20 protein-coding genes are annotated in these 24,983 nt (G+C 71.7%); 8 read left to right on the forward strand and 12 right to left on the reverse strand.

Translation table 11 applies throughout. The annotated features are described in order from the left end of the window. The first annotated feature begins 239 nt into the window (after nt 1-239). Complete coding sequence (locus tag PWG71_RS14900) at nt 240-1,319, forward strand: alpha/beta hydrolase family protein (protein WP_274810309.1); 1,080 nt, start codon at nt 240-242, stop codon at nt 1,317-1,319. A 200-nt stretch (nt 1,320-1,519) separates the two neighbouring features. Here PWG71_RS14900 and PWG71_RS14905 read toward each other — a convergent pair whose 3' ends face one another. The 3 genes from PWG71_RS14905 to leuS form a co-directional block, all read right to left on the reverse strand. After that, the gene (locus PWG71_RS14905) at nt 1,520-2,164 is read right to left on the reverse strand and encodes a hypothetical protein (protein WP_274810310.1); all 645 of its coding nucleotides are present in this window, start codon (nt 2,162-2,164) and stop codon (nt 1,520-1,522) included. A gap of 14 nt (nt 2,165-2,178) precedes the next feature. Then, a complete protein-coding gene (locus tag PWG71_RS14910) occupies nt 2,179-2,769 on the reverse strand; it encodes a hypothetical protein (RefSeq protein WP_274810311.1) in 591 nt (196 codons plus the stop codon). Between the two features lie 84 nt (nt 2,770-2,853). After that, complete coding sequence (gene leuS, locus PWG71_RS14915) at nt 2,854-5,349, reverse strand: leucine--tRNA ligase (RefSeq protein ID WP_274810312.1); 2,496 nt, start codon at nt 5,347-5,349, stop codon at nt 2,854-2,856. 336 nt (nt 5,350-5,685) lie between these two features. Between leuS and PWG71_RS14920 the strand changes: the two genes are divergently transcribed. Then, the gene (locus PWG71_RS14920) at nt 5,686-7,263 is read left to right on the forward strand and encodes a long-chain-fatty-acid--CoA ligase (RefSeq protein ID WP_274810313.1); all 1,578 of its coding nucleotides are present in this window, start codon (nt 5,686-5,688) and stop codon (nt 7,261-7,263) included. Nucleotides 7,264-7,336: 73 nt separating this feature from the next. On the opposite strand, the gene PWG71_RS14925 is transcribed toward PWG71_RS14920, so the two are convergent. The 6 genes from PWG71_RS14925 to PWG71_RS14950 form a co-directional block, all read right to left on the reverse strand. Next, on the reverse strand, nt 7,337-8,149 hold the full coding sequence (locus PWG71_RS14925) for a carbohydrate ABC transporter permease (protein WP_274810398.1): 813 nt from the start codon (nt 8,147-8,149) through the stop codon (nt 7,337-7,339). 68 nt (nt 8,150-8,217) lie between these two features. Further along, on the reverse strand, nt 8,218-9,117 hold the full coding sequence (locus PWG71_RS14930; protein ID WP_274810399.1) for a carbohydrate ABC transporter permease: 900 nt from the start codon (nt 9,115-9,117) through the stop codon (nt 8,218-8,220). A gap of 108 nt (nt 9,118-9,225) precedes the next feature. Next, the gene (locus tag PWG71_RS14935) at nt 9,226-10,506 is read right to left on the reverse strand and encodes a sugar ABC transporter substrate-binding protein (RefSeq protein WP_274810314.1); all 1,281 of its coding nucleotides are present in this window, start codon (nt 10,504-10,506) and stop codon (nt 9,226-9,228) included. A gap of 178 nt (nt 10,507-10,684) precedes the next feature. Further along, entirely contained in the window at nt 10,685-11,191 is a 507-nt protein-coding gene (locus PWG71_RS14940; protein ID WP_446725031.1) for a hypothetical protein, read from the reverse strand. A 73-nt stretch (nt 11,192-11,264) separates the two neighbouring features. Then, nucleotides 11,265-12,554: an SAM-dependent methyltransferase gene (locus PWG71_RS14945; RefSeq protein WP_274810316.1), complete on the reverse strand. Its 1,290-nt coding sequence runs from the start codon at nt 12,552-12,554 to the stop codon at nt 11,265-11,267. Nucleotides 12,555-12,617: 63 nt separating this feature from the next. Further along, nucleotides 12,618-14,069 carry an FAD-binding oxidoreductase gene (locus PWG71_RS14950; RefSeq protein WP_274810317.1) on the reverse strand — a complete coding sequence of 484 codons (1,452 nt, stop codon included), beginning with the start codon at nt 14,067-14,069 and terminating at the stop codon, nt 12,618-12,620. Nucleotides 14,070-14,314: 245 nt separating this feature from the next. Here PWG71_RS14950 and PWG71_RS14955 point away from each other — a divergent pair, with 245 nt between their 5' ends. Beyond that, nucleotides 14,315-15,112 (forward strand): glutamate racemase, encoded by a 798-nt coding sequence (locus tag PWG71_RS14955; protein WP_274810318.1) that lies wholly within the window; start codon nt 14,315-14,317, stop codon nt 15,110-15,112. Nucleotides 15,113-15,322: 210 nt separating this feature from the next. Here the strand turns inward: PWG71_RS14955 and PWG71_RS14960 are convergent, their stop codons facing one another. After that, nucleotides 15,323-16,840, reverse strand: a complete 1,518-nt coding sequence (locus tag PWG71_RS14960; RefSeq protein ID WP_274810319.1) for a hypothetical protein — start codon at nt 16,838-16,840, stop codon at nt 15,323-15,325. A gap of 176 nt (nt 16,841-17,016) precedes the next feature. Between PWG71_RS14960 and PWG71_RS14965 the strand changes: the two genes are divergently transcribed. After that, a complete protein-coding gene (locus PWG71_RS14965; RefSeq protein WP_274810320.1) occupies nt 17,017-17,361 on the forward strand; it encodes a hypothetical protein in 345 nt (114 codons plus the stop codon). A 277-nt stretch (nt 17,362-17,638) separates the two neighbouring features. Further along, nucleotides 17,639-18,163, forward strand: a complete 525-nt coding sequence (locus PWG71_RS14970; RefSeq protein ID WP_274810321.1) for a DUF6315 family protein — start codon at nt 17,639-17,641, stop codon at nt 18,161-18,163. A 70-nt stretch (nt 18,164-18,233) separates the two neighbouring features. Here PWG71_RS14970 and PWG71_RS14975 read toward each other — a convergent pair whose 3' ends face one another. Next, entirely contained in the window at nt 18,234-20,288 is a 2,055-nt protein-coding gene (locus tag PWG71_RS14975) for an ATP-dependent DNA helicase (protein ID WP_274810322.1), read from the reverse strand. A 363-nt stretch (nt 20,289-20,651) separates the two neighbouring features. Here PWG71_RS14975 and PWG71_RS14980 point away from each other — a divergent pair, with 363 nt between their 5' ends. Then, nucleotides 20,652-21,764: a hypothetical protein gene (locus tag PWG71_RS14980; protein WP_274810323.1), complete on the forward strand. Its 1,113-nt coding sequence runs from the start codon at nt 20,652-20,654 to the stop codon at nt 21,762-21,764. A 99-nt stretch (nt 21,765-21,863) separates the two neighbouring features. Here the strand turns inward: PWG71_RS14980 and PWG71_RS14985 are convergent, their stop codons facing one another. Beyond that, nucleotides 21,864-22,748: a helix-turn-helix transcriptional regulator gene (locus tag PWG71_RS14985; protein ID WP_274810324.1), complete on the reverse strand. Its 885-nt coding sequence runs from the start codon at nt 22,746-22,748 to the stop codon at nt 21,864-21,866. 105 nt (nt 22,749-22,853) lie between these two features. On the opposite strand from PWG71_RS14985, the gene PWG71_RS14990 reads away from it, so the two are divergent. Together PWG71_RS14990 and PWG71_RS14995 are read left to right on the forward strand one after the other, a co-directional pair. Next, nucleotides 22,854-24,356, forward strand: coding sequence for an MFS transporter (locus tag PWG71_RS14990; protein ID WP_274810325.1), 1,503 nt, complete (start codon nt 22,854-22,856; stop codon nt 24,354-24,356). A 159-nt stretch (nt 24,357-24,515) separates the two neighbouring features. Further along, nucleotides 24,516-24,983, forward strand: a complete 468-nt coding sequence (locus PWG71_RS14995; RefSeq protein ID WP_274810326.1) for a nitroreductase/quinone reductase family protein — start codon at nt 24,516-24,518, stop codon at nt 24,981-24,983.

Genomic DNA, 24,983 nt, shown 5'->3' on the forward strand with positions numbered 1-24,983 from the left:
GGACCTCGGCAGGCGGACGCCCGGTGGATCTCCCACAGGGGGTCGACCACGGGACCCACGGCCCCTCACCCACCACCCGCGATCACCCCCGCCCCCGGCGGGACCTCGACCGGCGTACCGACGGGGCGACCGCCACGGGACCCCGGCCTCGCGGGCGTTCTCCTCGCCGTCCCTCACCCCGGGTCGCGTCCTCCGGCCGCCGCAGTTCCCCCGGACCGCCCCTCCCCTAAGCTGAGGGGGTGTTCGCTTCCCTCTCCTCCTCCCGCTCCGCCCGTGGACGCGCCACGGCGGCAGCCGTGGCCGTGACCCTGGTGGCGTCGACCTGCGCCTGCACTCCGACGGCAGAGGAGGAGACCGCCCCCCAGCCCGGGGTGACGGGGCTGGAACGGGAGCTGAGCTTCACCGTGGACGGGCTGGAGGTGTTCGCCACCCTCACCCTGCCCGAGGACGTGTCCGGCCCGGTGCCGGGGGCGCTGATCATCTCGGGCAGCGGCCCCACGGACCGCGACGGCAACGGCGACATGCGCCCGGAGGCGAACACCAACCTGAACTTCGCGCGGCTGCTGGCCGAGGCCGGGGTGGCGTCGCTGCGCTACGACAAGCTCGGCAGCGGCGAGACCGGCATGGGCGACCTCGACCCCGACGACCCGGTGGACCCGGGCCTGTTCGAGGCCCAGGTGACGGCGGCCTACACCTCGCTGGTGGACCAGCGAGAGGTGGACCCGGACCGCACCGCGGTGGTGGGGCACAGCGAGGGATCGCTGTACGCCCTGCGCGCCCACGAACTGGTGGACGCCGAACCCGCGCTGATCCTGGCCGCCCCGGTCGGGAACCGTTACCTGGACCTCCTGGACCGTCAGCTCACCGAACAGGTGCGAACGCTCGAAGCACAGGGAGGGATCGCCGAGACCGAGGCGGTGACGCTGCTCTCCGACGCCAGAGCCGGGCGGGCCGCCGTACGCGGCGGTCGGGCGGTGCCCGACGACCTGAGCGGTTTCATCGGCTCCCTGTACTCGCGCCAGAACGCCGACTTCCTGGCCTCCATGGACGCGCTGGACCCGGTGGAGCTGGCCGGGGCGCTGCCCGCGGACACCCCGGTCCTGGTGTTGTGGGGAGAGGCGGACGCCCAGGTCTCCCGGGAGGACGTGGACCGGTTGATGACCGGGCTGCCCGACGCCGAACGGGTGGACGTCCCCGAGGCCGACCACATCTTCCGGATCTACGAGGACGAGCCGGGGGCGACCGTACTGGACTCCGAGCGTCCCCTCGCGCCGCAGGTCGGTCCGGCGTTGACGGAGTTCGTCGACTCCGCCTGGTGAACCCCGCGCCCACCGGCCCGGAGAACCCCCGGTGGCCCGGCACGCGGTCCTGATGGGACGGACCCCGAGCACCCGACGGGTCCGGTCCCCGTGCCCCGTCGGCCCGGATGGACGAACGCCCCCGGCCGGGCACGCCCGCCAACGGCACGGGGGAGGCGGCCGTCTCCGAGGCCGCCGACGCCCCACCTCTCACCCGGGGGTCAGTCGCCCTCCCCGACGACCTCGTCTGGGAGGGCGGCCACGGTGGCGCGGGCGATCTCCTCCGCCCCGGCGATGACGCGTTCCTCGTCCGCGGGTTCGCGGGCGTCGTAGCCGGCCGCCGTGCTGTGGCAGGTCTCCACGTACAGGTTGGAGACACGGGTGGCCACACAGGCGGTGGTGTAGACGTCCTCCGCGATCCAGGCGACGGACTCCTCCCCCAGGTCCTCGACCGGGGTGGTGGCGTGGCGGGAGGTGGTGGAGTCGAAGTTGTCCCGCGCGGTCGGCACCCCGCCGGGGTTGGGCGCGGCCACCAGGACGAGGGTGGCGGTGGCGGGCACCGAGTCACCGTCGCCGCCGGGGGTGGCCCAGCGGCACTGCCACCCCTGGCCGAACACGTCCACGGCGGTGCCGAGGGGTTCCTCCAGGGTGGGTTCGTGGTCGGGGACCCGGGCGTCGAGGGCACCGGTCTCCCCCACCTCGCAGCCGGGGGCCGCGTCGTAGGCACCGGTCTCGGGGTCCTCCCGGGTGAGGACGTACCAGGCGGCCCCTCCCGCCGCGCCGAGGAGGAGCACCGCGGCGAGGATCACGCCGACGGCGGCGCAGCCACGGCTGTGGGGTTGACCGGCGGGCACGGTCTCGGGCATCGGGTGGTGAGGGTTCACAGGCCCTCACCGATCCGCTCGGCGAAGGCCACGACCGTGTCCCGGCCCTCGTCGGCGCCGACGGGTTCGGTCCCGTCCACGGCCGCGTAGGAGACGCGGACGAGGAGGTTGTCGACGAAGAAGGCGAGTTCGGTGTCACCGGGCGATCCGCCCCGCCACACCTGTCCCTCACCGGTGGGCAGCGCCACCGCCTCGGCGGTTCCGGGGGTGAGGGCCTCGTAGGCCTCGCGGGCCCGGTCGGCGCCGGGGACGGGTTCGGCGTCGGTGGGGTCGGTGAACAGCGCGGAGAACTCCACGCGCAGGGCGCCCTGACGGGCGTCGTCGGAGGTGCCCGCGGAGGTCCATCGGCAGACGACGCCCTCCCCTCCGGAGAGGGGTCCTCGCCCGTCGAGGTCGAAGACGGCGCCGGGCAGGTGTTCGTCGAGCGGTCCGCCCAGGTCACCGCAGTCGGGTGCGGAGGTGTGGACGTCCCCGGGGTGGGGTCGGTCGGGGTCGTCCCGGGCGGCCCACAGCCCGCCGCCGATCGCCGCGACGGACACCACCGCCACGCCCGCCGTGATCACGGCCGCCCGTACGAGGGGACCCACCCGGTCACCGCCTCCCTGTCCGGTCGCCGGTCGGACGGCATCGCGACGGCGGCCGCCCATCGCGGCCGCCGTCGCGGTGCCGGGTCAGCCGACGACGATGTTCACCAGTTTCGGCGCGCGCACGATCACCTTGCGGATCTGCTTGTCGCCGATGAAGCCCTGCGCCTTCTCCGATGCCAGTGCGAGCCGTTCCAGTTCGGCCGGATCGATGTCGGGCGCAACGGACAGCTTGTCACGGACCTTGCTCTGCACCTGCACGACACAGGTCACGGTCTCCTGGACCAGCAGGGCGGGGTCGGCCTCGGGCCAGTTGCCGACGGCGACGGTACCGGTGTGGCCGAGGCGCTCCCAGCCCTCTTCGGCCACGTAGGGCGCGAACAGGGACAGGGCGATGGCGACGAACTCGGCGGCCTCGCGCACCGCCGGGTCGGCGGCACCGGGACCGGAGTCGATCGCCTTGCGGGCGGCGGAGACCAGCTCCATGACGCGGGCGATGGCGACGTTGAACCGTTTGGCCTCGACCAGGGCGGTGACCTGGTCGATGGCGTGGTGGGTGGCCCGCCGCAGCTCGGTGTGGCCGGTGGTGACGTCGACGCCCGGCTTCGAGGCGGCGCCGGCCTCGTTCATCACGCGGTAGGCCCGGTTGAGGAACTTCTGGGCGGCACCGACGGACACGTCGGCCCAGTCGACGTCCTCCTCGGGCGGACTGGCGAACAGCATGGTCAGGCGGACCGCGTCGACACCGTAGGCGTCGATCTCCTTGCCCAGGTCGACACCGTTGCCCAGGGACTTGGACATGGCCCGGCCCTGGTTGATGACCTGGCCCTGGTTGGTCAGGCGGCGGAACGGTTCGGTGAAGGACACCAGGCCCATGTCGTGCAGGACCTTGGTGAAGAAACGCGCGTACATCAGGTGCAGGGTCGCGTGCTCCTTGCCGCCGATGTAGTGGTCGACGGGGCCCCACTCGTTCACCAGTTCGGTGTCGAAGGGCGCGGTGTCCAGGCGCGGCGAGCAGTAGCGCAGGAAGTACCAGGACGAGTCCACGAAGGTGTCCATGGTGTCGGTGTCGCGCTGGGCGGGGCCGGCGCAGGAGGGGCAGTCGACGTTGACCCAGTCGGTGGCGCCGGCCAGCGGGGAGACGCCCTTGGGCGCCAGTTCGGCGCCCTTGAGCTCGGGCAGCGTGACGGGCAGCTGCTCGTCGGGGACGGGCACCTCGCCGCAGGAGGGGCAGTGGATGATCGGGATGGGCGTGCCCCAGTAGCGCTGGCGGGAGAGCAGCCAGTCGCGCAGGCGGTAGTTGATGGTGCCCTTGCCGGTGCCGCGCTCGGCCAGGACCTCGATGATCCGCTCGATGGCCTCGGTCTTGGACAGGCCGTCCAGGGGACCGGAGTCGCGCAGGGTGCCCTCGCCGGTGGTGGCGACGCCGGTCTCGACGGGGTCGGGCTCGCCGGTCTCGACGACGACCCGGACGGGCAGGTCGAAGGCCAGGGCGAAGTCGAGGTCGCGCTGGTCGTGGGCGGGCACCGCCATGATGGCGCCGTGGCCGTAGTCGGCCAGCACGTAGTCGGCGGCCCACACGGGCATGCGCTCGCCGTTGACGGGGTTGATCGCGTGACGACCCAGGAAAACGCCGGTCTTGGGGCGTTCAGTGGTCTGGCGTTCGATGTCGGACAGCTTGGCGACGTCGGAGCGGTAGGCCTCGAAGGCCTCGCGCCGCTCGGGGGCGCACAGTTCGTCGGCCAGGTCGGCGTCGGCGGCCACCACGAAGAAGGTGGCGCCGTACAGGGTGTCGGGCCGGGTGGTGAAGACGGTGACCGGCTCGTCGCGTCCCTCGATGGAGAAGTCGACGTCGGCGCCGGTGGAGCGGCCGATCCAGTTGCGCTGCATGGCCAGGATCTCGTCCGGCCAGTTACCGCCCTCCAGCTGGTCCATGTCGTCCAGCAGGCGCTGCGCGTAGTCGGTGATCTTGAAGTACCACTGGTTCAGGCTGCGACGCACGACATCGGTGCCGCAGCGCTCACAGCGCCCTTGGACGACCTGCTCGTTGGCCAGCACGGTCTGGTCCTTGGGGCACCAGTTGACCTGGCCGTCCTTGCGGTAGGCCAGGCCGCGCTCGAAGAACCGGGTGAACAGCCACTGGTTCCACTTGTAGTACTCGGGGTCGCTGGTGTGCAGACGCCGGGACCAGTCGACGGCGATGCCGTAGCGGCCGAAGGAGGCCGCCTGGGTGTCGATGTTGGCGTAGGTCCACTCGGCGGGGTGCGAGTTGTTCTTGATGGCGGCGTTCTCGGCCGGCAGACCGAAGGAGTCCCATCCGACGGGGTGCAGCACGTTGTCGCCGCGTTGGAAGCGGTAGCGGCCGATGACGTCGCCGATGGCGTAGGCCTCGGCGTGGCCCATGTGCAGGTCCCCGGAGGGGTAGGCGAACATGTCGACGATGTAGGAGCGGGGCCGGGTGTCGCCGGGGTCCTCGCTCGCCTGGAACGGGAGTTCGGCGGCCCAGCGCGCCTGCCATTTGTCCTGGAGGGCGCGGGCGTCGTAGGTGTCGCCCGTCGTCTGGTCGCCGTCTACCGCTGTCATCGCTGCTTGTTCCCTCGGGTCGGTCCGTCCGCGCGCACCGTGTCGGCCGGTGCACTCCGTTTCAGGTTAGCGGCTGGCGGGGTGGGGCGCGGACGGGTTTTCGGCCGCCCCCGGGCGGTTCGGACGGGTTGGGGACGGGTTCCGAGGCGGCCCTTCACGACACGCCATCGTCACGGAGGGTGAGGGGAAGTCGCGTGATATTACGGACCCCTCGCCCCTCCACACCGACCGCCCGGTTTGTTACTCTGCCGTAAAAGTGGCGCAGAACACGCGACCCGGATCACACCGGGTTCCATCTCTGCCGTTTTCACGGCACATCCGCCTGCGGGAGGCCCCATGCTCAACTTGTCCGTGGTCCTGGAGGACGGCGCCCGATCCGTCCCCGAGAAGGACTGCCTGGTCTTCGGCGATCTGCGCCTGAACTACGCGATCACCAACATGATCGCCAACCAGGTCGCCAACCTTCTCGTCGCCCGGGGGATCCGGCCGGGTGATCGGATCGCGCTGGCAAGTCCCAACGTGCCCTACTTCCCGTTCGTCTACTACGGCGCGCTGAAGGCGGGGGCGGTGGTCGTCCCCCTCAACGTCCTGCTCACCCCGCGTGAGATCGCCTACCACCTGGAGGACTCGGGCGCCAAGGCGATCTTCGCGTTCACCGGCACCCCGGAGCTGCCGCTGGGCGAGCGCGCGTTCGAGGCGTTCAACCAGGTGGACACCTGTGAGATCTACATCGACCTGCCCGCCTCCCCCGGCGCGACCGAGTCCGCCATCGAGGGCGCCGAGACGCTGTGGAAGGCCCTGGAGGGCCGGCCGGGCGACTTCGAGACCGTGCAGGCGAACTCCGACGACACCGCGGTCATCATCTACACCAGCGGCACCACCGGCAGGCCCAAGGGCGCCGAGCTGAGCCACAACAACCTGATGATGAACTCGATCGTCTCGTGCAGCCTGGTCAACCCCCACCCGGACGGCCGCGACGTGGCCCTGGTGGTGCTGCCGCTGTTCCACATCTTCGGTCAGACCGTCATGCTCAACGCGGCGCTGTACCGGCACGCGACCCTGGTGCTCATGCCGCGCTTCGACGGCGACGAGGCGCTGCGCCTGATGGAGAAGGAGGGCGTCACCGGGTTCGCCGGGGTGCCCACCATGTACTGGGGCCTGCTCAACGCGGTGCGCTCCTCCGGTGAGGGGAAGTACGACCTCAAGGCGATCGCGGAGAACCTGGTCGACGCGGTCTCCGGCGGCGCGGCGCTGCCCGCCCAGCTCGCCCAGGACTTCGTGGACACGTTCGGCGTGGGGATCAAGGAGGGCTACGGCCTGTCCGAGACCTCCCCGGCCGCCTCCTTCAACAACCCCGCCGTCAAGGCCAAGACCGGCTCGATCGGCCGGCCGTTGTGGGGTGTGGAGATGAAGCTGATCGACCACGAGTGGAACGAGATCGTCAAGGAGGGCGACGAGGACCCGGTCGGTGAGATCGCCATCCGCGGCCACCTGGTGATGAAGGGCTACCACAACCGGCCCGAGGCCAACGCCGAGGTGCTCAGGGACGGATGGTTCCGCACCGGCGACATCGCCCGGCGCGACGACGAGGGCTTCTACTTCATCATCGACCGGTCCAAGGACATGATCATCCGCGGCGGATACAACGTGTACCCGCGCGAGATCGAAGAGGTCCTGATGACCCATGAGGCGGTCAGCCTCGCCGCGGTCGTCGGCGTCCCCCACGACACCCACGGCGAGGAGATCAAGGCGTTCGTGATCCCCCTGGAGGGCGTCGAGATCACCGTCGAGGAACTGGTCGAGTGGTCCAAGGCGCGTCTGGCGGCGTACAAGTACCCGCGTGAGATCGAGTTCCGCGAGAGCCTGCCGATGACCTCCACCGGCAAGATCCTCAAGCGCGAGCTGCGCGGCTGACGCTCTCGGACGTGGGAGGGGCGGGACCGCGCGGGTCCCGCCCCTCCCCTCTTCACCTCGTCTCCCCGGCCCTTCAGCCCTTGACGGCGCCCTGGACGAGTCCGGCGGCCAGCCAGCGCTGTACCAGAACGAAGAAGACCATCACCGGAAGGGTGATGAGGGTCGAGGCCGCCATGACGTGTCCCCACTCGTTGGCGTACTCGCCGAAGAACCGGCGCAGCCCCACCGCGACGGTGTACTTGTCGCTCTGCTGCATGAACGTCAGAGCCAGCACGAACTCGTTCCAGGCGATGATGAACGAGAAGATCGCGGTGGCCACCAGGCCCGGTGCGACCAGCGGGAACAGCACCCGCCAGAACATGACGGGCCAGGAGGCGCCGTCGATGTAGGCGGCCTCCTCCACCTCCTTGGGCACGGCGGCCACGAATCCGCGCATCATCCACACCGCGAGCGGCAGGGACAGCGCGATGTAGGCGATGCCCAGGCCCAGCACCGTGTTGAGCAGCCTGAGGTCGCGCACCTGGAGGAAGAGGGGGATGACCAGGGCCTCCAGGGGGACCATCTGGACGATGAGGATCATCACCAGGACCGAGGTGCGCAGCCGGAAGCGGAACCGGGCCACGGCCACGGCGGCCAGCAGGGAGAGCAGGCACGCCCCGACGACGGTGATGCCGGCGACCGCCAGCGAGTTGCGCATGTACAGCCCGAAGTCGCCCTCGGTGAGGACGTGGACGAAGTTGTCCAGGGTGGGGTCCCGGGGCACCAGCGTGCCGATGCCGGAGGTCATCCGGCCGGAGAAGGCGCTGGCGATCATGAAGTAGACGGGGAAGAGGGTGAACAGCAGGATCGCGGTCACCCCCGCGGCCCGGCCGAGGAGCCGCGTCAGGCGCAGCGCGTCGCCGTGTCGGCGGGCCCGACGGACCCGGTGTTCCCAGTCGGTGTCGACGGGGGCGCTCAACGGAGTTCGTCCTCTCGGAACAGGGCCCGCAGGTAGATCGCGGTGACGCCCAGCAGGAGCAGGGTGAGGACGACGGCGATGGCCGATCCCGTCCCGTAGTCCCGCTGGCCGAAGGAGCTCACGTAGGTCCACACGCCCAGGTTGAGCATCTCCGAGCCGCCGACCCCACCGCCGGGCATCAGGTAGACCTGCGCGAACACCTTGAAGTCCCAGATGGTGGACAGGATGGTGACGACGGCGAACACCGGGCGCAGGACGGGGAAGGTGACGTGCCAGAACCGTTTCCAGGCGCCGGCGCCGTCGATGAGGGCCGCCTCGTGCAGTTCGCGGGGCACCGTGAGCAGGCCGGCCAGGACGGTGACGGCCACGAACGGGAAACCGCCGTGGACCACGTTGAGGGTGACGATGGCGTAGAAGAACAGCCGGTCGGCGAACCAGTTGTACCCCTCGGGGCCGATGACCCCCAGCCGCATGAGGGCCTGGGCGACGATGCCGTCGTCGACGTCGAAGATCCACAGCCACACGTAGGTGCCGCTGACGGCCGGCATGGCCCAGGCCACCATGACGCACGAGACCACGACGACCCGGGTGACCGGTCGCAGCCGGGACAGCAGCAGCGCCACGAGGGTGCCCAGGACCACCGTGGCGACGACCGCGACCGCGGCGAACACCACCGTGTTCGGCAGGGCGATCCGCCACAGGTAGGAGTCGGTGAACAGGGAGACGTAGTTGGCGAGCCCGATGAACTCGGATTCGCCCGACACCAGGTTGCGCAGCCGGTACTCGCGGAAGGACAGCCACACGATCCGGGCGAGGGGGAAGAGCAGCAGGGCCGCGATGACCGCCAGGGCGGGGGCGAGCAGTACCCAGGGCAGGAGGGCGCGGCGCCGCCTCAGGCCGAGGGCGGACGCGCGCCGCCCCCGGCCGGGCGGGCCCGTCGGCGCACGGCGGTGCTGCCGCGCACCGTGTCCGTCGACGGCCTGCCCGACCGGTGTTCCCACGTGTCAGCCCCCGTTGAGGATGCGTTCGATGTCATCGGCGGCCTTGGTGGTGGCCTCCTCGACCGAGGTGCCGTTGAGGATGGCCTGCTGCATGCCGACCAGGACCTGTTCGGCCTCGACCTGGCTCCATGCGGGGGCGGTGGGCACGCCCTTGCTCGCCTCGTTGAGCTGGATCGCGTAGGCCTCCAGGACGGGGTCGGCGGAGGCGGTGAAGGTGTCCACGCCGGAGAGCAGGCCGGGGAAGAAACCGGTCTGCTCGGCCCAGAGCATCATGTTCTCCTCGCTCGTGAGGTGCTCCACGTAGCTCCAGGCGGCCTCCTCGTTGCCGGTGCCCTCGAACACCGACAACAGCGAACCGCCGGCGAACGACGGCGTGTACGTGCCGCTCTCCCGGCCGGGGATGGGGAAGGAACCCAGGGCGCCCTCCAACTCCGGGTTGTTCTCGACGATGGCCTTGGGGTTGGCGCTGCCGAGCAGGGCCATGGCGGCGTCGCCCTCGGAGAAGGACTCCATGATCTTGATCTCGTTCCAGTTGACGGCGCCGGTGGTGGAGGTGTCGTCCTCCAGGGCCAAGCCGGTGAAGAACTCGATCCCGGCGCGCGCCTCGGGGGTGTCCACCTCGGACACCCAGGTGCCGTCGGCCCCCTGGACCGCGATCTCGGCGCCGCCGCCCCAGATCCACGGCATCACCGAGTACTGGGCGTCGCCCGGCACGGGCAGGGCGATCATGTCGGGCTCGGCCTCCTCGATCGCCAGGGCGGTCTCGCGGAGTTCGTCCCAGGTCTCGGGGACCTCCAGGTCGTGCTCCTCGAACACGTCGGTGCGGTAGACCATGGAGCGGATCGAGGCGTACCAGGGGACGCCGTGGACGCCCTCGTTCACGGCTCCCATGTCCATGAGGCCCGGCACGTAGAGGGAGGTGTCGACGCCGTACCCGGACAGGTCGTGCAGGGCCCCGGAGTCGGCGAATCCGGGGACGAAGGTGTTGCCGAGTTCGATGACGTCGGGTGTGGTGCCGCCGGCGATGGCGGTGGAGATCTTCTCCTGGGCGCCGTCCCAGGGCACGAACTCGACGTCGACCTCGATGCCGGTCTCCTCGGTGAAGGCGGCGTTGGCCTCGTCGAAGAATCCGCTCTCGTCGGGGTTGGTGCCCTGCATGATCCACACGGTGAGGGTGTCGGCGTCACCGCCTCCACCACCGCCCGTGCACGCGGTCGCGGCCAGGGTCAGGGCGAGCGCGGCCGCGGGGAGCGGAACGTACTTGCGGGTTCGTGTGCGGGCCATGGGCTCGCCTCCCGTTCCTTTCGTGGGTCCCCTCGGGGTTGGTAGGAAACCTACGTAAGGAACCGCCCGGAGTGAAGTAAACCGCTGACATTCGTGTCTGAGCCGTTAAGGGGGGATCACCCGACGACCCCGAAGCGCCGTGAGGGCAGGGGCGCGATGACGCCCCTGCCCGTTTCCCTCACTCGGAGAGCCCGGTGACCTGACGCAGGATCGAGACGAGTTCGGCGCGCTTGTACACGGCGAGCCCGATGGCGGCGCCGAACGCGGCGAGCATGTGCACGTAGACCATGGGGTCCCCGCGGGTGAGGCGTTCGGCGGCCTCCTCCTCGCCCACCGTGTGCGCCTCCCAGGCGGTGGAGACCGCGAACTCCAGTTCGGGCGGGAGCATCTCGGCCACGGTGCGGGCGACGGCCTCCCGCGAGTCGACGGGTTTCCACACCACCCCGGTCTCCTGGACGCGGCGGCCGAGGAAGGCGCTGATGATCCGCAGTTCGGACCGCACCGCCTCGGCGTCGTCGGTCGCCCGCGGGATCACCCGCTCCAACGCGTCCCGATCGTGGTCGGCGTAGGCCGCGATCAGATCGATCGCGGTCCGCTTGACGTGATCGGGCGGATCCGGTGCGAGGGGGCCCTGCCCCTCGGGGTTCTCGGTCACGGAACGCTCCTCGTACGGTGTCGGGTCCATGATGCCGTGTCACGGGCCCGGGTGTGGACCGGACAGGCCGGGATCACCGTCGGGATGATCCCGGCCCGCGGGGTCACTGGAAACTCGGACGCAGCGGCATGCGGGAATCGGCGCCGTCGGTCTTGACGCCGAGGATCTGGTGGAGCTGCACCACGTTCTGCTCGAAGCCGAGCACGCAGCCGGCCATGTACATCCGCCACACGCGGGCGGTGCCCTCGCCGACCTCGGCGACGGCGTCGTCCCAGTTGCGCTCCAGGTTGGCGCCCCAGTGGCGCAGGGTGAGCGCGTAGTGTTCGCGCAGGTTCTCCTGGTGGCGGATCTCGAACCCGGCGTCGTTCATGGCGGTCTGGATCCGGCCGGGGCCCTCCAGTTCACCGTCGGGGAACACGTAGCGGTTGATGACACCGTCGGTGTGCATGGGCGGCAGGTCGTTGCGGGGCCGGGTGATGCAGTGGTTGAGCAGCCTTCCGCCCGGGACCAGCTTGTCGTGCAGCGACGAGAAGTAGGCCGGGAGGTTGCGGTCCCCGATGTGCTCGGTCAGGCCGATGGAGCTGATCCGGTCGAAGCCGCCGTCGGGGACGTCCCGGTAGTCCATGTGGCGGACCTCGGCCAGATCCGACAGTCCCTCCTGGGCGATGCGCTTGGCCGCCCATTCGGCCTGTTCCTTGGAGAGCGTGACGCCCAGGACCTTGACCTCGTGCTCGCGGGCGGCGTGTATGACCATGCCGCCCCACCCACAGCCCACGTCGAGCAGGCGCATGCCCGGTTCCAGGCCGAGCTTGCGCGAGACCAGCTCGTACTTGCGGAACTGGGCGCTCTCCAGTGCGCCGTCGTCGGCCGCCACCCGGTCCAGGGCGCCGTCGGCGTCGTCGAAGACCGCGCAGGTGTAGGTCATCGAAGGGCCCAGGACCATTGCGTAGAAGGCGTTGGAGACGTCGTAGTGGTGGTGGATCGCCTCGGCGTCGCGCTGCTTGGAGTGGCGCCAGCCCAGCCCGGCCAGGCGTCCGCGCGTCATCTCCTGGGGCGGCGGGGCGACCCGGTTGACGAACTTGACCCAGCCGATGGAGCGGGCGATGGCCACCAGGTCGCGGGGGGAGACGGTGATCCCCTTGGCGAAGACGAAATCGGCCATCCGCCTGAGGACGGTGTACATGTCGCCCTCCACCTCCAGATGCCCCGACACGTAGGCGCGGGTCAGCCCCACGGCGTTGGGCGACTGGGCCAGGTAATTGACCGCGACCGGAGTGCGCACGTGCAGCCGGACGCCACTGTTCGGATCCCCGGAGGCACTGCCGTCGTAGGCGGTGAAGTGAATGGGCGCGTCGGGTCCGACGATGCGCTCGAAGATCTCGGCAAGCCGCATGTTCTGTTCCTTCCTCTCGTGGACGCGGCCCGCCCCACGGGTCGCCTCCCGTTGTCGCACGGGTCAGCCGTTGCGTACGCACTTGGCGTACAGGTCGAGCAGCCTCCCCTGCGGGTCGTACGTCTCCTTGAGGTCGGCGTAGGCCGAACCGTTGTAGAGCCGCCAGAACTCGTCCTCCGTGTAGAAGGAGTCGGAGTACAACGACTTGTGGCCGCCGAGTTCGGCGACGCGCTCCTCGATCCGCCGGTTGTGGTGGGCACGGCGCTGGCCGGGTTTCATGTCCACCAGGCCCCAGAAGCCGAAGTTGACGTAGAGGCGGTCGTTCTCCAGCGGATAGAGCGGCCACACGTGGCCGTCGAGGTCCGGGGCCGCCCCGCGGGGTTCGCTCAGGCGCAGGGGGCACATCCACACCGGGGTCATGCCGATCTCGTCGTGGAAGAAGTCGAGGAACTCGGCGCCGCGCTCCACGCCCACCTCGATGTCCTGGATGAGGGGTTCCCGGGGCCGGTGGCCCCGGTAGTGGTCGAGCAGCCGGGAGAAGGCGGTACGCCGGTCCCAGGCCACGAGCCTGCGGTAGACGTCGGAGCGTTTGAGGGAGCGCGGCCAGAGGGGGCGCACCAGGGGGTGCTGGACGCCGAAGGCGCGCGAGCACCAGAACCAGTCGGTGTCCCAGCGCCACAGGTAGTCGTGAACGGTGAGGTGGTCGCCGGATCCGCGGTCGGCGTTGCGCTGGATCGAGCGGTAGTAGATGTCCCTACCGGTGTAGTCGCTGAGCCGGGGCGCCCGGTCGGTGAACCGGGCCACGGTGAGGTAGAGCTCGTCGCGGGAGAAGGCGACGCCGTCGACGAAGTCCACCGGGCGTCCGTCGTGGGAACGGTCGGCGCAGATGCGGGCGAGGGCGTCCATGGCCTCGGCCGCGGAGTGGAAGCGCAGGTGGCGCAGGTGCACGTACGGGGAGACGGGTTCGAGTGCGATGCGCAGGCGCAGGCTGTAACCGAGGGTTCCGTAGGAGTTGGGGAACCCGTGGAAGAGGTCCGAGTGCGCGTTGTCCCGGGTGGCGGTGACGATGTCGCCGGAGCCGGTGAGGATCTCCATCTCCTGGACGGCCTCGTGCGGCAGGCCGTTGCGGAAGGAGGAGGATTCGATGCCCATCCCGGTGACGGCGCCGCCCAGGGTGATGGTGCGCAGCTGGGGGACGACGGTGGGCATGAGCCCGTGCGGGAGGGTGGCGGCGACCAGGTCCTCGTAGGTGGTCATGCCGCCGACGTCGGCGAGGCGTTCGACCGGGTCGATGGAGATGACGCCGGCGAAGGCGGAGACGTCGAGGGCGGGGGCTCCGGTGGGTTCGCGGAATCGGAAGAGGTTGGAGGTGGGTTTGGCCAGCCGGACGGGTGCGTCCGGGGGCAGCGCCCGGTAGTCGCGGCGCAGTCGGGCGACCGCCGCGATGTGAGCGGCCAGGCCGACTCCATCGCCGATGGCGGTTTCGCTGTTCGTTCCCTGCCGTTGAGGACTCATTCCCGTTCCCGTTCCCGGTGGTCGGTGCGAGTGGTGTACAGCGTGGGATCGGTCGAACCGGTCGTGGGGAGACCGGAGCGGACCGACTCCCACAGTTCTACCTACCGGTAACCGAATCGCACCACCCCATTTGCTTCGTGTCCCGGTCGTGTCGGACCCGCGAAGGGGCGAGGAGAGGTGACGACGTGCGCGTTCGATCGGTGTGTCGAGTGGGTCACGAAAGAGCGCGGATAGGATCGGGGGTCGTGCGCATCGCTCTCGTAGATTCCGGCATCGGCATGTTGTCCACCGCCGCGGCGCTCTTCGCGGCCCGACCGGACGCCGATCTGTTCCTGTCCATGGACCCCGACCACATGCCGTGGGGGCCGCGCGCCCCGGGCGAGGTCATCGAACGCGCCCTGGCGGGCGCGGAGGCCGCCGTGGCGGCGGCCGGGGGTGACGTGGACGCGGTGGTGGTGCCGTGCAACACCGCGTCGGTGCACGGGTTGACGGAGCTGCGGGCGCGGTTCGAGCCGGAGGTCCCGGTGGTGGGGACGGTGCCGGCGATCAAACCGGCGGCGGCCGCGGGCGCCCCGATCGCGGTGTGGTCGACCGAGGCGACCACACGCAGCGAGTACCAGCGCCGGTTGGTGGAGACGTTCGCGCGGGGTGTGGACGTGACCCCGGTGGCCTGTAGGGGGTTGGCGGAGGCCGTGGAGTCGGCCGATCCGGGGCGGATCGCCGAGGCGGTCTCGTACGCGGCGGAGCGCACTCCGGCGCGGGTGGGGGCGATCGTGCTCGGCTGCACGCACTACGACCTGGTGGGCGGGGCGATCACCGAGGCGTTGGGGCGGGAGGGCGCCGCCGCGGGGGTGGGGCTGTTCACCGCCGCGGGGGCGGTGGCCGCGCAGACACTGCGCCGGATCGGAGAGGCCCCGGTGGAGGCGCGCGCGGGCCGGGTGCGGGTGCTGGCCAGCGGCCGTCCGGCGCGGCTGCCCGACGCGGCGAGGGCCTATCCGGCCGGGCGCGCCCTGGCGGTGGGCGAGGCGGCCCCGACCCGGTAGGGCGGACGCCGCCCGCGTGAGAGGAAGCGGAGCGGACACCGGTCGAGCGTCGACGGCGGTGCGGCCGACCGTGAGAACGGACGGGAGCGCGGCCCGACCCCGTGCGCCCGGCGGCGGACGGCCGTCGACGTGTCGAACACACGACGCCGAACGTGTGTGGCCGTTCGGCATCGTGGTGGTGGCGGGCGGAGGCACGGCCCGGGTCGTCGCTCAGGAGTGGGGGGCCAGTTCGGCCCGGGAGGCGAGGAGGTCGGCGGAGGCGTCGGGCAGGGCCCCGGCGGCGAGGGTGCGGACCAGGTCGCGGACCCCGGCGGTGTCGTTGTCGTGCAGGAGGGTCTCCAGCAGCGACAGGGCGGCGCGCTGGTCGCCGGGGCGTTGGCGGACGTGACGCCACTGGGGTTCGGTGGCTGCGTCGGAGAGCATCAGCGTGCGGCCGACCTGACCCAGGGCGCTGAGCAGCATGGTGTCGTGCGGGCGGTGCTCCAGGGCGGCGTTGACCTGTTCGGCCTGGTTCTCGGGGTCGACCTCCTCGGCGCTCTGGGCGCGCAGGAAGTCGAGGATCCGGTCGGGCGGGGCGAGCGGCCGGATCGGCGGCATGGCCGCGATCATGGCGTGCACCTCGCCGAGGTCGCCGAGGATCTCCTCGGTGCGGCCGAGTTCGCCGATGAGGCGTTCGGCGCGGCGGGCGGAGCAGCCCGCCACCCACAGGGCGCCGCGGCCGACGGCCAGGCGGGCCGCGGCGAGGGCCAGTTCGGCACCGCGTCGGGGGGCGCCCACCCTTTCGAAGTAGCGGGACCAGGTGGTGACGCGCACGCCCAGGCGCCAGTCGTTGCGGACGATGCCCTGGCAGACCAGGTTCTCCACCGCCTCCACCCAGGCGGGGCGCAGGTGCGGGTGCGCCTCGGCCTCCTCGACGGTGGGCAGGGGCGTGACGGCGTCGCGGGCCGGGCACTGGCCCAGCCGGGCGAGCCAGGACAGCAGGCGGGCGCGTTCGAAACGGATCCGCCTGCGCAGGGCGGGCCGGCGCGTGTTGTGCGGGTCGAGGGCGAGCTGGGCCTCCATCCGGTCGAGCGTCTCCAGCGCCTGGGCGTGCGCGTCGCGGTGGCGCAGGGCGCGGACCAGGGTGAAGGCGCCGTCGGCACCGAGCAGGGCCGCTCCGGTGGCGGTGTGCTCGTAGCGGCGCAGTTCGACCTCGGCGCGGTCGGGCGCGCCCTCGTCGATGAGCAGGTGCACCCTGGCCAGGGTGAAGGCGGGCCAGGCGGGGGTACGCTCCCAGCCCGCGAGGTTGCGGCTGGAGAGCAGCTCGCGGCGCAGGTCGGTGGTGCCGGCGGCGTCGATGTTGGCGTGGCACCGCACCAGGGTCTCCAGGGCGGAGACCGGCAGCGGCCCGTGGGTGTGCGGGCCGGGGGCGTCCTCGGCCGCGGCCACGGCGCGGGGCAGCGCCCGGCCGCCCTCGGCCAGGGCCGAGATCCGTACCGCCAGGGGCCAGTGGGCCAGGTAGAAGAGGGTGTCGGGTCCGAAGACCCCGGGCACCTCCGCCTCGGCCGTGCCCGCCTCGGCCACCAGACGGCGGGCGGTGCGCAGGGCCGAACGGGCGACCGCTTCCACCTGGACGGCGTCGCCCGCCTCCGCGAGCTCGGGAAGGCCCGTGACCGCTTCGGCCAAATCGACCTGTCCGGCGTTGATGAGTCGACGCGCGGTCTCCCCCGCCCACGTCCACATCGGCATCTTGTCTCCCCCTGTAGTGCAGTGGAGACAGAAAGTAGCAGTCGGTGGATCGGCCTGTCCGGAAAACGCGTGAAACCGGTGCAGGGCAGGCGGTGAGGGCCTGCCATCGCGAAACACCCACCGATAGACTCGGTGTCATCCGCCCGCGAGAACGCCGTTAGGGGACAAGAGCACCGATGGGATGGCGAGACCGCTTCGGTTTGCGCAAGGCCAACCGCACCGGCAAGGCCCGATTCGACCGGGAGACCGAGGACGGTGACATCAAGGCCCTGATCGAGTTCACCCAGAGTCGGGTCGGGGTGGAGTTCTTCGTCGAACCGGAGACCTTCGCGACGCAGACCACGGCGGTGGCGGTGGCCACCGACGGCGAATGGATCCGACGCCGTTGCGGCTCCCCCGCCGTCATCCGCAAGGTGGCGGGCAAACGGGGCATCCCGGTGTACGACGTCCAGATCGTGGGCTACCCGCAGCGGATGCGCGATTGGAGCGCCCGCAACAAACAGGGCAGGTCCCTGGACTGATCACGGCGCGACCCGATTCCCGCGCACCCCGACCGGATCAATGAGACGCAGGTCACTCCCCGCCCCCCTCGGATCCGTTCCATCGTCCCCATGGACGGGGACACGCCCGGACGAAGGAGGTGAGACCGGACACGTGGAGAACCGGGACCGGCCCACCCGAAACCCGTCACCGGGTCATTTTGGGCATTGATGACGACTCCTTGCCGCGACTTCCTCTCCGAACGGGTTCCCTAACGGCCTTCATCCGTCGCATACTCACCTGGGAGGGGGGACTCTGATGAAGCAGGATCTCACGGCCCTGTGCTGCGAATGCGGCACGATTCGCGAGGTGAGCGACTACCAGAGCGTCGGCGAGGCCCAGTCCGCCTACGGATTGGCCCGGTGCGTCGTCTGGCGCAAATGCCGCGCCTGCGGTCGTCGCACCTACCACGCCTACCTGCGGGTCGACGAGGATCGCGACGAACTGGAGGACGCCCTGCGCCTGGACGGCGCTCTGGCCGCCGAGGCCCTCGACGAGGAGGTCGAACAGCTGCGGCTGTGCGGGGTGGACGTCGGCCACGCCCCCGTCCCCGCCATCTGGGACGGGCAGTCCGTGGGCATGGTGACCCAGCGGTTGACCGACCGCGCGTACTCGATCGTCCTGGACCCCGAGGCGTCGGTGGTCTCCCGGCTCAAACTCATCGACATGATGTGGAACGAGCTGCTCGTGGGGGAGCACGACGACCGCTGGTTCATCCAGGAGGCCGAGGACGACTCCCCCGGTTACGCGGTCCGGCTCTTCGGATACCGCACGCGCGGCTGAGCCGGTACGAGGGCATCACGGCCGGGTACCCCCGAGAGGTGCCCGGCCGTCCCCGTGTCCGCGACGGGTGTCAGGCCGCCGATGCGGCCCGTCCCGACAGTCGGCGCAGCGCCGACCGGGCCACCTCCGGATCGGTGGTGCCCCAGTAGGGCGGCAGGGAGGCGCGCAGGAAGCCGCCGTAGCGGGCGGTGGCCAGGCGCGGGTCCAGGACCGCGATGACGCCCCGGTCGTCGGTGGAGCGCAGCAGGCGCCCGGTGCCCTGGGCCAGCAGCAGGGCGGCGTGGGTGGCCGCCACCGACAGGAACCCGTTGCCGCCGTGGGCGGCGACGGCGCGCTGGCGGGCCGAGGCGAGGGGGTCGTCGGGCCGTGGGAACGGGATCCGGTCCACGATGACCAGCGACAGCGACGGGCCCGGCACGTCCACGCCCTGCCACAGGGACAGGGTGCCGAACAGGCAGGCGCGCTCCTCCTCGGCGAAGCGGCGGACGAGCTGCCCCGTGGAGTCCTCCCCCTGGCACAGCAACGGGTGATCGAGGCGTTCGCGCAACTCCTCGGTGGCCTGTTGGGCGGCGCGCATCGAGGAGAACAGACCCAGGGCGCGGCCGTCGGCGGCCTCGATCAGTTCGGCGATCTCGTCGAGGTAGGCGGGCGCCAGGCCGTCCCGGCCGGGGGTCGGCAGATGGGTGGCGACGTAGAGGATGCCGCTGCGGGCGTGGTCGAACGGGGAACCGACGTCGAGCGCCCGCCACCGGGGTTCGCCGGCGGCGCGATGCGGGCCGTCCTCGTCGTCGCCCTCGGCCGCGGGCGGGCGTTCGGCGCGCTCGGCCTCCTCCTGGGCGACCTCACGGCCCAGCCCCCACTGGCGGGCCAGGGAGCCGAACGAGCCGCCGAGGGTCAGGGTGGCCGAGGTGAGGACCACGGTGCGGTCGCCGAAGAGCTTCTCCCGCAGCAGCCCGCCCACGGCGAGCGGGGCGACGCTGAGGGTGGGGCGGCGGCCGGGGGCCTTGGTGAGCCACACGACGTCGGTGCGGTCGCGCAACGCCGGTTCGAAGGACTCCAGGACCCGCACGGCGGTGTCGTGCACCTCGGTGAGGGCGGCCAGGGCCAGACGGCGTTCGCTGGCGGCCTCGGCCTCCTGTTCGCCGGGCGAGGGGCCGATGGCGGTGAGGCAGGCGGAGGCGGTGTCGCGGACGGCGGCGACCGCTCCGGCCAGGGCGTCGTCGATGTGGTCGATACGGCCTTCGGGAGCGTCGGCGAACATCAGGGCCAGGCCGTCGGCGGCCTCGCTCAACCGCTCCGAGACCATCGGTTCGATGAGGCGGGAGGCGCGCTTGGCGGCGGCGGTCACCGCGCGCTCCGTCAGGGCGCCGGTGGCGACGGAGGTGGCCCGGTCCACCAGTTCGTGGGCCTCGTCGATCATGATCGTGTCGTGCTCGGGCAGGATGTGGTTGCCCTGGGTCATGTCGATGGAGAGCATGGCGTGGTTGGTGACGACCACGTCGACGCCCTTGGCGGCCTCGCGGGCGAACTCGGCGAAGCACTCCTGCCCGAAGGGGCAGATGCGGGCGCCCATGCACTCGTTGGCGGCCACCGACACCTGGCGCCAGGCCAGGTCGGTGACGCCGGGGGCGAGTTCGTCGCGGTCGCCGGTGATGGTCTCGTCGGCCCACTCGTGCAGGCGGGCCACCTGTTTGCCCAGCGAGGACAACTGCCGGGGGTCGAACAGCTCGGTCTCGTCGGAGTCGTCGGCTTCGGTGTTCAGCCGGTTGCGGCACAGGTAGTTGCGGCGACCCTTGAGCACGGCGAAGGTGGGCTCGCGGCGCAGCATGGGCGTGAGGGCCTTGGCCAGGCGTGGCAGGTCACGGTCGATGAGCTGGTTCTGGAGCGCGATGGTGGCGGTGGAGACCACGACGGTGGTCTCCTTCTCCATCGCGTGCCGCAGGGCGGGGACCAGGTAGGCCAGGGACTTGCCGGTGCCGGTGCCGGCCTGGACGACGAGGTGCTCGCGTCTTTCGACGGCGTCGGCGACGGCGGTCGCCATGGTGGACTGGCCTTCGCGTCGGGTGCCGCCGAGGGCGGTCACGGCCGCGTCGAGCAGGGTCGGAACGTCGGGGAGATCTGCCACGGATCGACAGTACCGGCCGGCGGGGACCGTCGGTGCGTCGTCCACACGCCCGATCCGCCGGACCTCCCCGGCGGATCGGGCGTGTGCGCGGAGTTCGTCGAGGCCCTACGGGGCCCGGACCGGCCCGTCTCCATGCACGAGGCGACCATGCCGTCGCGGCCCGCGCGCCCTGGTTGACCCGACACGTGCGCGCAGGGCGTGCGACCGTCTTCGGCCGGCGCGGCGGAGGTGGGGCTCGACGGGTCGTCCGCCGTCCGATCGTTCGAACTCCTCGTTCATCGATCGATGTGTCGACCAGGACCCGGGGCGCGGCCGCCGTCAAGGCCCGGTACGGTTCCCTCGAAAGAAAGCGGGGGGATCCGGGTGACGGCGATCGACGCGGCGGGCATGGCCGCCCTGACGGGCGGAGTCGTGGAGCGCGCGGCGTTCCGCCACGCCGAACTCCTCCTCGGCGAACACGGCGTCCTCGTCGTGGTCGACTCGGGCGACGGCCCCGACCGCAGCGGCGTCTGGAGCGACCGGGAGGTCCGTCTCCTCGGCGAGGTGCCCGTCACCCCCCGGCTGCGCGGGATCTTCGACACCGATCCGTGGCGCCTCCCGCGCGTCGAGCCGCCGCTCCTGCACATCGCGGTCCGCCTCGACGACGGACACCTCTACCTCGGCACCGCCACCATGGCGCGATGGACGACACCGGGCGGCCCCCGGGGCGGTGGGACGCCCTCCGGGTCGCTCGCCGACCCGTGCCTCCGCCTGGACGAGCCCCTGGAGCGCGCCCTGCTCGAACGGGTGCGCCCCGTCGGGGTCGCCGACCCGTCCGGACCCTCCTGGCTGGACCGGGTGGGGACCGACCCCGTCCGGGCCCTGGAGGAGTTCGCCGCCGACCGGTATCCGGCGGAGGCGGGGCCGGGACCCGAGGTGCCCTCGGACCTGCCCGAGCCCCTGCGCCGCTTCCACCGTCTGGCCGCGACGAGGCCGGAACTCCTCGGCGGACAGAACTTCCTCCGGTCGGCGGAAGGACCCGCCCGAGAGGACGAGGAGGACGACGCGTACGTCATCGGCCGGGAGAACCAGGGCGTGTTCCACTGGACGCTGCGGCGGGAGGAGGACGGCTTCGGGGAGGACCCGACCGTCTGGTTCCAGCGGGACGGCGAGGAACCGGTGCCCGAGGAGGAACCGCTCAGCGGGTTCCTGTTGCAGTTCGCGCTCTACGAGGCCGCCGTCCGCGCCGAGTACGTCGCCCTGACCTTCAGCACCCCTGTCGAGCAGACCGAAGCCGTGACCCGGGTCTTGCGACCGGTGCCCCTGCGGCCGTTCCTGGCCTCCTGGATGCCCACGCGCCTGTACGCGGCGCCGGGACTGGTGGTGTCGGTCTCCGTCTCCGACGACCGATACGACGTGTGGGCCGGAGCCTCGCACCGGGGCGCGCTGGCGCCGCTGCGGGACCTGCCCGTGGACTGGGAGCGGTTCGACGGCTGACCCCGGTCGGCGGCAGGACTCCCCGGTGAGCGGGGCGTCCTCCCCGGCCGCACCGCCGTGGCGACCGCGCCCGCTCCCCCTCGGTTCGGTGCTCCGAGGTCAGGCCGACGCCCCGGTCCGAGCGCGGTCCGGTGCCGAAGCCCCCTGTTCGGCGGCGAGCAGGCGCAGCGCGTCGGCCGAGGGCTGGTCGTTGGGGGTGTAGATCTCCAGACGGTGATCGGGGCTCTCCGGTTGGAGCCAGATCTGGTAGTCGATGTCGAGCGCGCCGACGGTGGGGTGGTCCAGGCGCATCGGCCCGGTGACGCAGTCCGCGACGTCCCCCTCCGCCCACAGGGAGGCGAACTCGGGGCTGTGCATGGCCAGTTCGCCGATGAGCTCGGCCAGGCGCCCGTCGGTGGGGTGGCGGCCGGAGGTGAGCCGCAGATAGGCCACGTGGACGCGGGCGATCCGCTCCCGGTCGCGGTACAGCTCCCGGGTGAGGGGATCGAGGAAGAACATCCGGGGGACGGACGGGCGTCGGGCCGGATCGCCGGGGGCGTCGAAGTCGGCGTGCTCGGCCACCAGGGCGTGGCCGGTGCGGTTCCACGCCAGGATGTCCCCCCGGCGGCCCAGCACGATCGCCGGAACGCTCTCCCCGAGCGACCGCAGCAGGGTGAGCACCCGGGCGTGCGGCCGTTCGGGCCGGGGGCGGACCATCCGGGGCACGGCCGGGCGGTGGGCGAGGTTGCGCAGGTGGGCGGTCTCGGCGGCGTCCAGGCGCAGGACCCGGGCGAGGGCGTCCAGGACCTGGGCCGAGGCGGTGCCGGCCTGGTCCTGTTCGAGCCGGGTGTAGTAGCCGGCACTGACCCCGGCGAGCTGGGCCAGTTCCTCACGGCGCAGACCCGGGACGCGCCGGACCGTGCCGTAGGTGCGCAGGCCCGCGTCCTCCGGGGTGACGCGGTCCCGCCTGGTCTTGAGGAAGGCTCCGAGGCTGTCCGGCTTCATGGGACCGATCGTAGACGGCCGACGGGGCGGCGTGCCTGCCCCTGCGAGGTGTACCCATGACAGGTGTCTGGTTCGGGTGGCGGGGTCGACGGCACCGTTGCGTCCATGGACATGAATCGAGAACGGACGTCCGCCCGGACGTGGTTCGGACTGGTGATCGTGCTGGGGCCGGTGCTCCTGGTCGCGATGGACGCGTCGGTGCTGTACCTGGCCATGCCCCGGGTGATCGCGGACCTGGCGCCGAGCGCGGACCAGGCCCTGTGGATCCTGGACTCCTACAGTTTCGTGGTGGGCTCGCTGCTCATCGCGTTCGGCAACCTGGGCGACCGGTACGGACGACTGCGGCTGCTGATGATCGGGGCGGTGGTGTTCGGCACGGGATCCGTGGGGGCGGCCCTCTCCCCCACCCCGGAGGCGCTCATCGGATGCCGGGTGCTCATGGGGCTCGGAGGCGCGACGCTGCTGCCCTCCTCGTTGGCGGTGATCGGTGAACTGTTCGCCGATCCGCGCCGGCGGACCCAGGCGATCGGGATCTTCGCGGCGACGTTCGCGGCCGGTTTCGCGATCGGACCGGTCGTGGGCGGGCTACTGCTCAGCCGTTTCCCGTGGGGGTCGGTGTTCCTGATCAACGTCCCGGTCGTGGTGGGTTTCCTGGTCTTGGCGCCGATCGTGCTGCGCGAGGTACGTGCGGGGCGCCCCGGCAGGATCGACGTGGCGAGCGTCGCGCTGTCCGCCGGTGGTCTCCTGCTGGCGGTGTACGCGGTCAAGGACGTCGCCGCGCACGGGATCGCGGTCGGCCCGATGGTGGCGGGGCTCGCCGGCACGGCTCTCCTGGTGTGGTTCGTGCGGCGGCAGCGCACGCTCGAACACCCGTTGATGGACGTGGGCCTGTTCCGCGATCGGGTGTTCACCGTCGCGATCATCACCAGCGCGTCGACCCTGGTGGTGTGGGCGGCGTCGATCTACCTGACCGGGATCCACCTGCAATCGGTGCTCGGGCTGCCGGTGCTGATCGCCGCCCTGCTCGCCCTGCCGGGCGCGGCGGTGCTGACGCTGACCTGTGTCGGAACGCCGGTGCTGGTCCGGCGGATCGGAGCGCGGGCTGCGCTGATCACGGCGCACTTCTGCATGGGCGCGGGCCTGCTCCTCCTGCTGACGCTGACCGCGACCGGCGGGGTCGGCCCGTTCGTCGCCGCGACGATGATCGCGGGCGTGGGCTACGGCATCTCCTTCAGCCTGGTGGCCGACATCGCGGTCTCGGCCGCGCCGAGCGGGCGCGCGGGCGCGGCGGCGGCACTCGCCGAGACCGGGAACGAGCTCGGGCACGCGCTGGGCATCGCCCTGTTGGGGTCGCTGGCGGCGCTGATCTTCCGGCTGTTGGGTCCGGACGTGGCGGGCACCCTCGACGAGACGCTCCGAACACCGGGGTTGTCCGCCGCCGCGGCCGACCGGGCCAGGGAGGCGTTCGTGACGGGCCTGCACGTCACCGTCGCCGTGGGCGGGGCGCTGTGCCTGGCCCTGGGGGTGCTCGCGCTGCGCTGGATTCCCAGGGAAGGACCGCCCCGGCAGAGGGAGTCCGCCGAGGAGACCGCGCCCGTCGCCCCCTGAGCGCGAGGCCCGCCTCCTCCTTCGGAACGGGGGTCGGATCCTCCTTCCGGCCGATTGCGGCCCGGAGGCGGGCCTTCCTAGGCTGAAGGCGATCGAGACGGGGAGCCGGACCGACACGCACGAGAAGTGACGGCTGGTCACCACGGAGAGGCCGGTGCCATGTCGAACCTGGGCGAGAAGTCCGTGAAGGTCCCACCGCGCTGGTTCGTGCGCTCCTTCTGGTACCTCCACCGCGGCCTGTACCGCGTGACCGGCGGCCGGATCGGTACCTGGCGTCCGAAGGACACCCGCTGGGGCGCGTTGCGCCTGACCACCACCGGGCGGCGCACCGGCCGGGAGCGCGGCGTGATCGTCGCCTACCTGGAGGACGGGCCGAACCTCACCGCGCTGGCGATGAACGGCTGGGCCGACGGGGAGCCGGCCTGGTGGCTCAACCTCCGAGAGCACCCCGAGGCGAAGGTCGATCTCCCCGGGGGGCCGCGCCCGGTCCGGGCCCGCGAGGCCGTCGGAGCCGAACGGGCCCGCCTGTGGGATCTGTGGCGGGGGCTGGACGGGAAACTCGACGACTACGCGGCCCTCCGCTCACGCCCCACCGCGATCGTGGTCCTGGAGCCCCGCCCGGAGTGA

It is taken from the genome of Nocardiopsis sp. N85, from assembly GCF_028882275.1.
GTDB classification, from domain to species: domain Bacteria; phylum Actinomycetota; class Actinomycetes; order Streptosporangiales; family Streptosporangiaceae; genus Nocardiopsis; species Nocardiopsis lambiniae.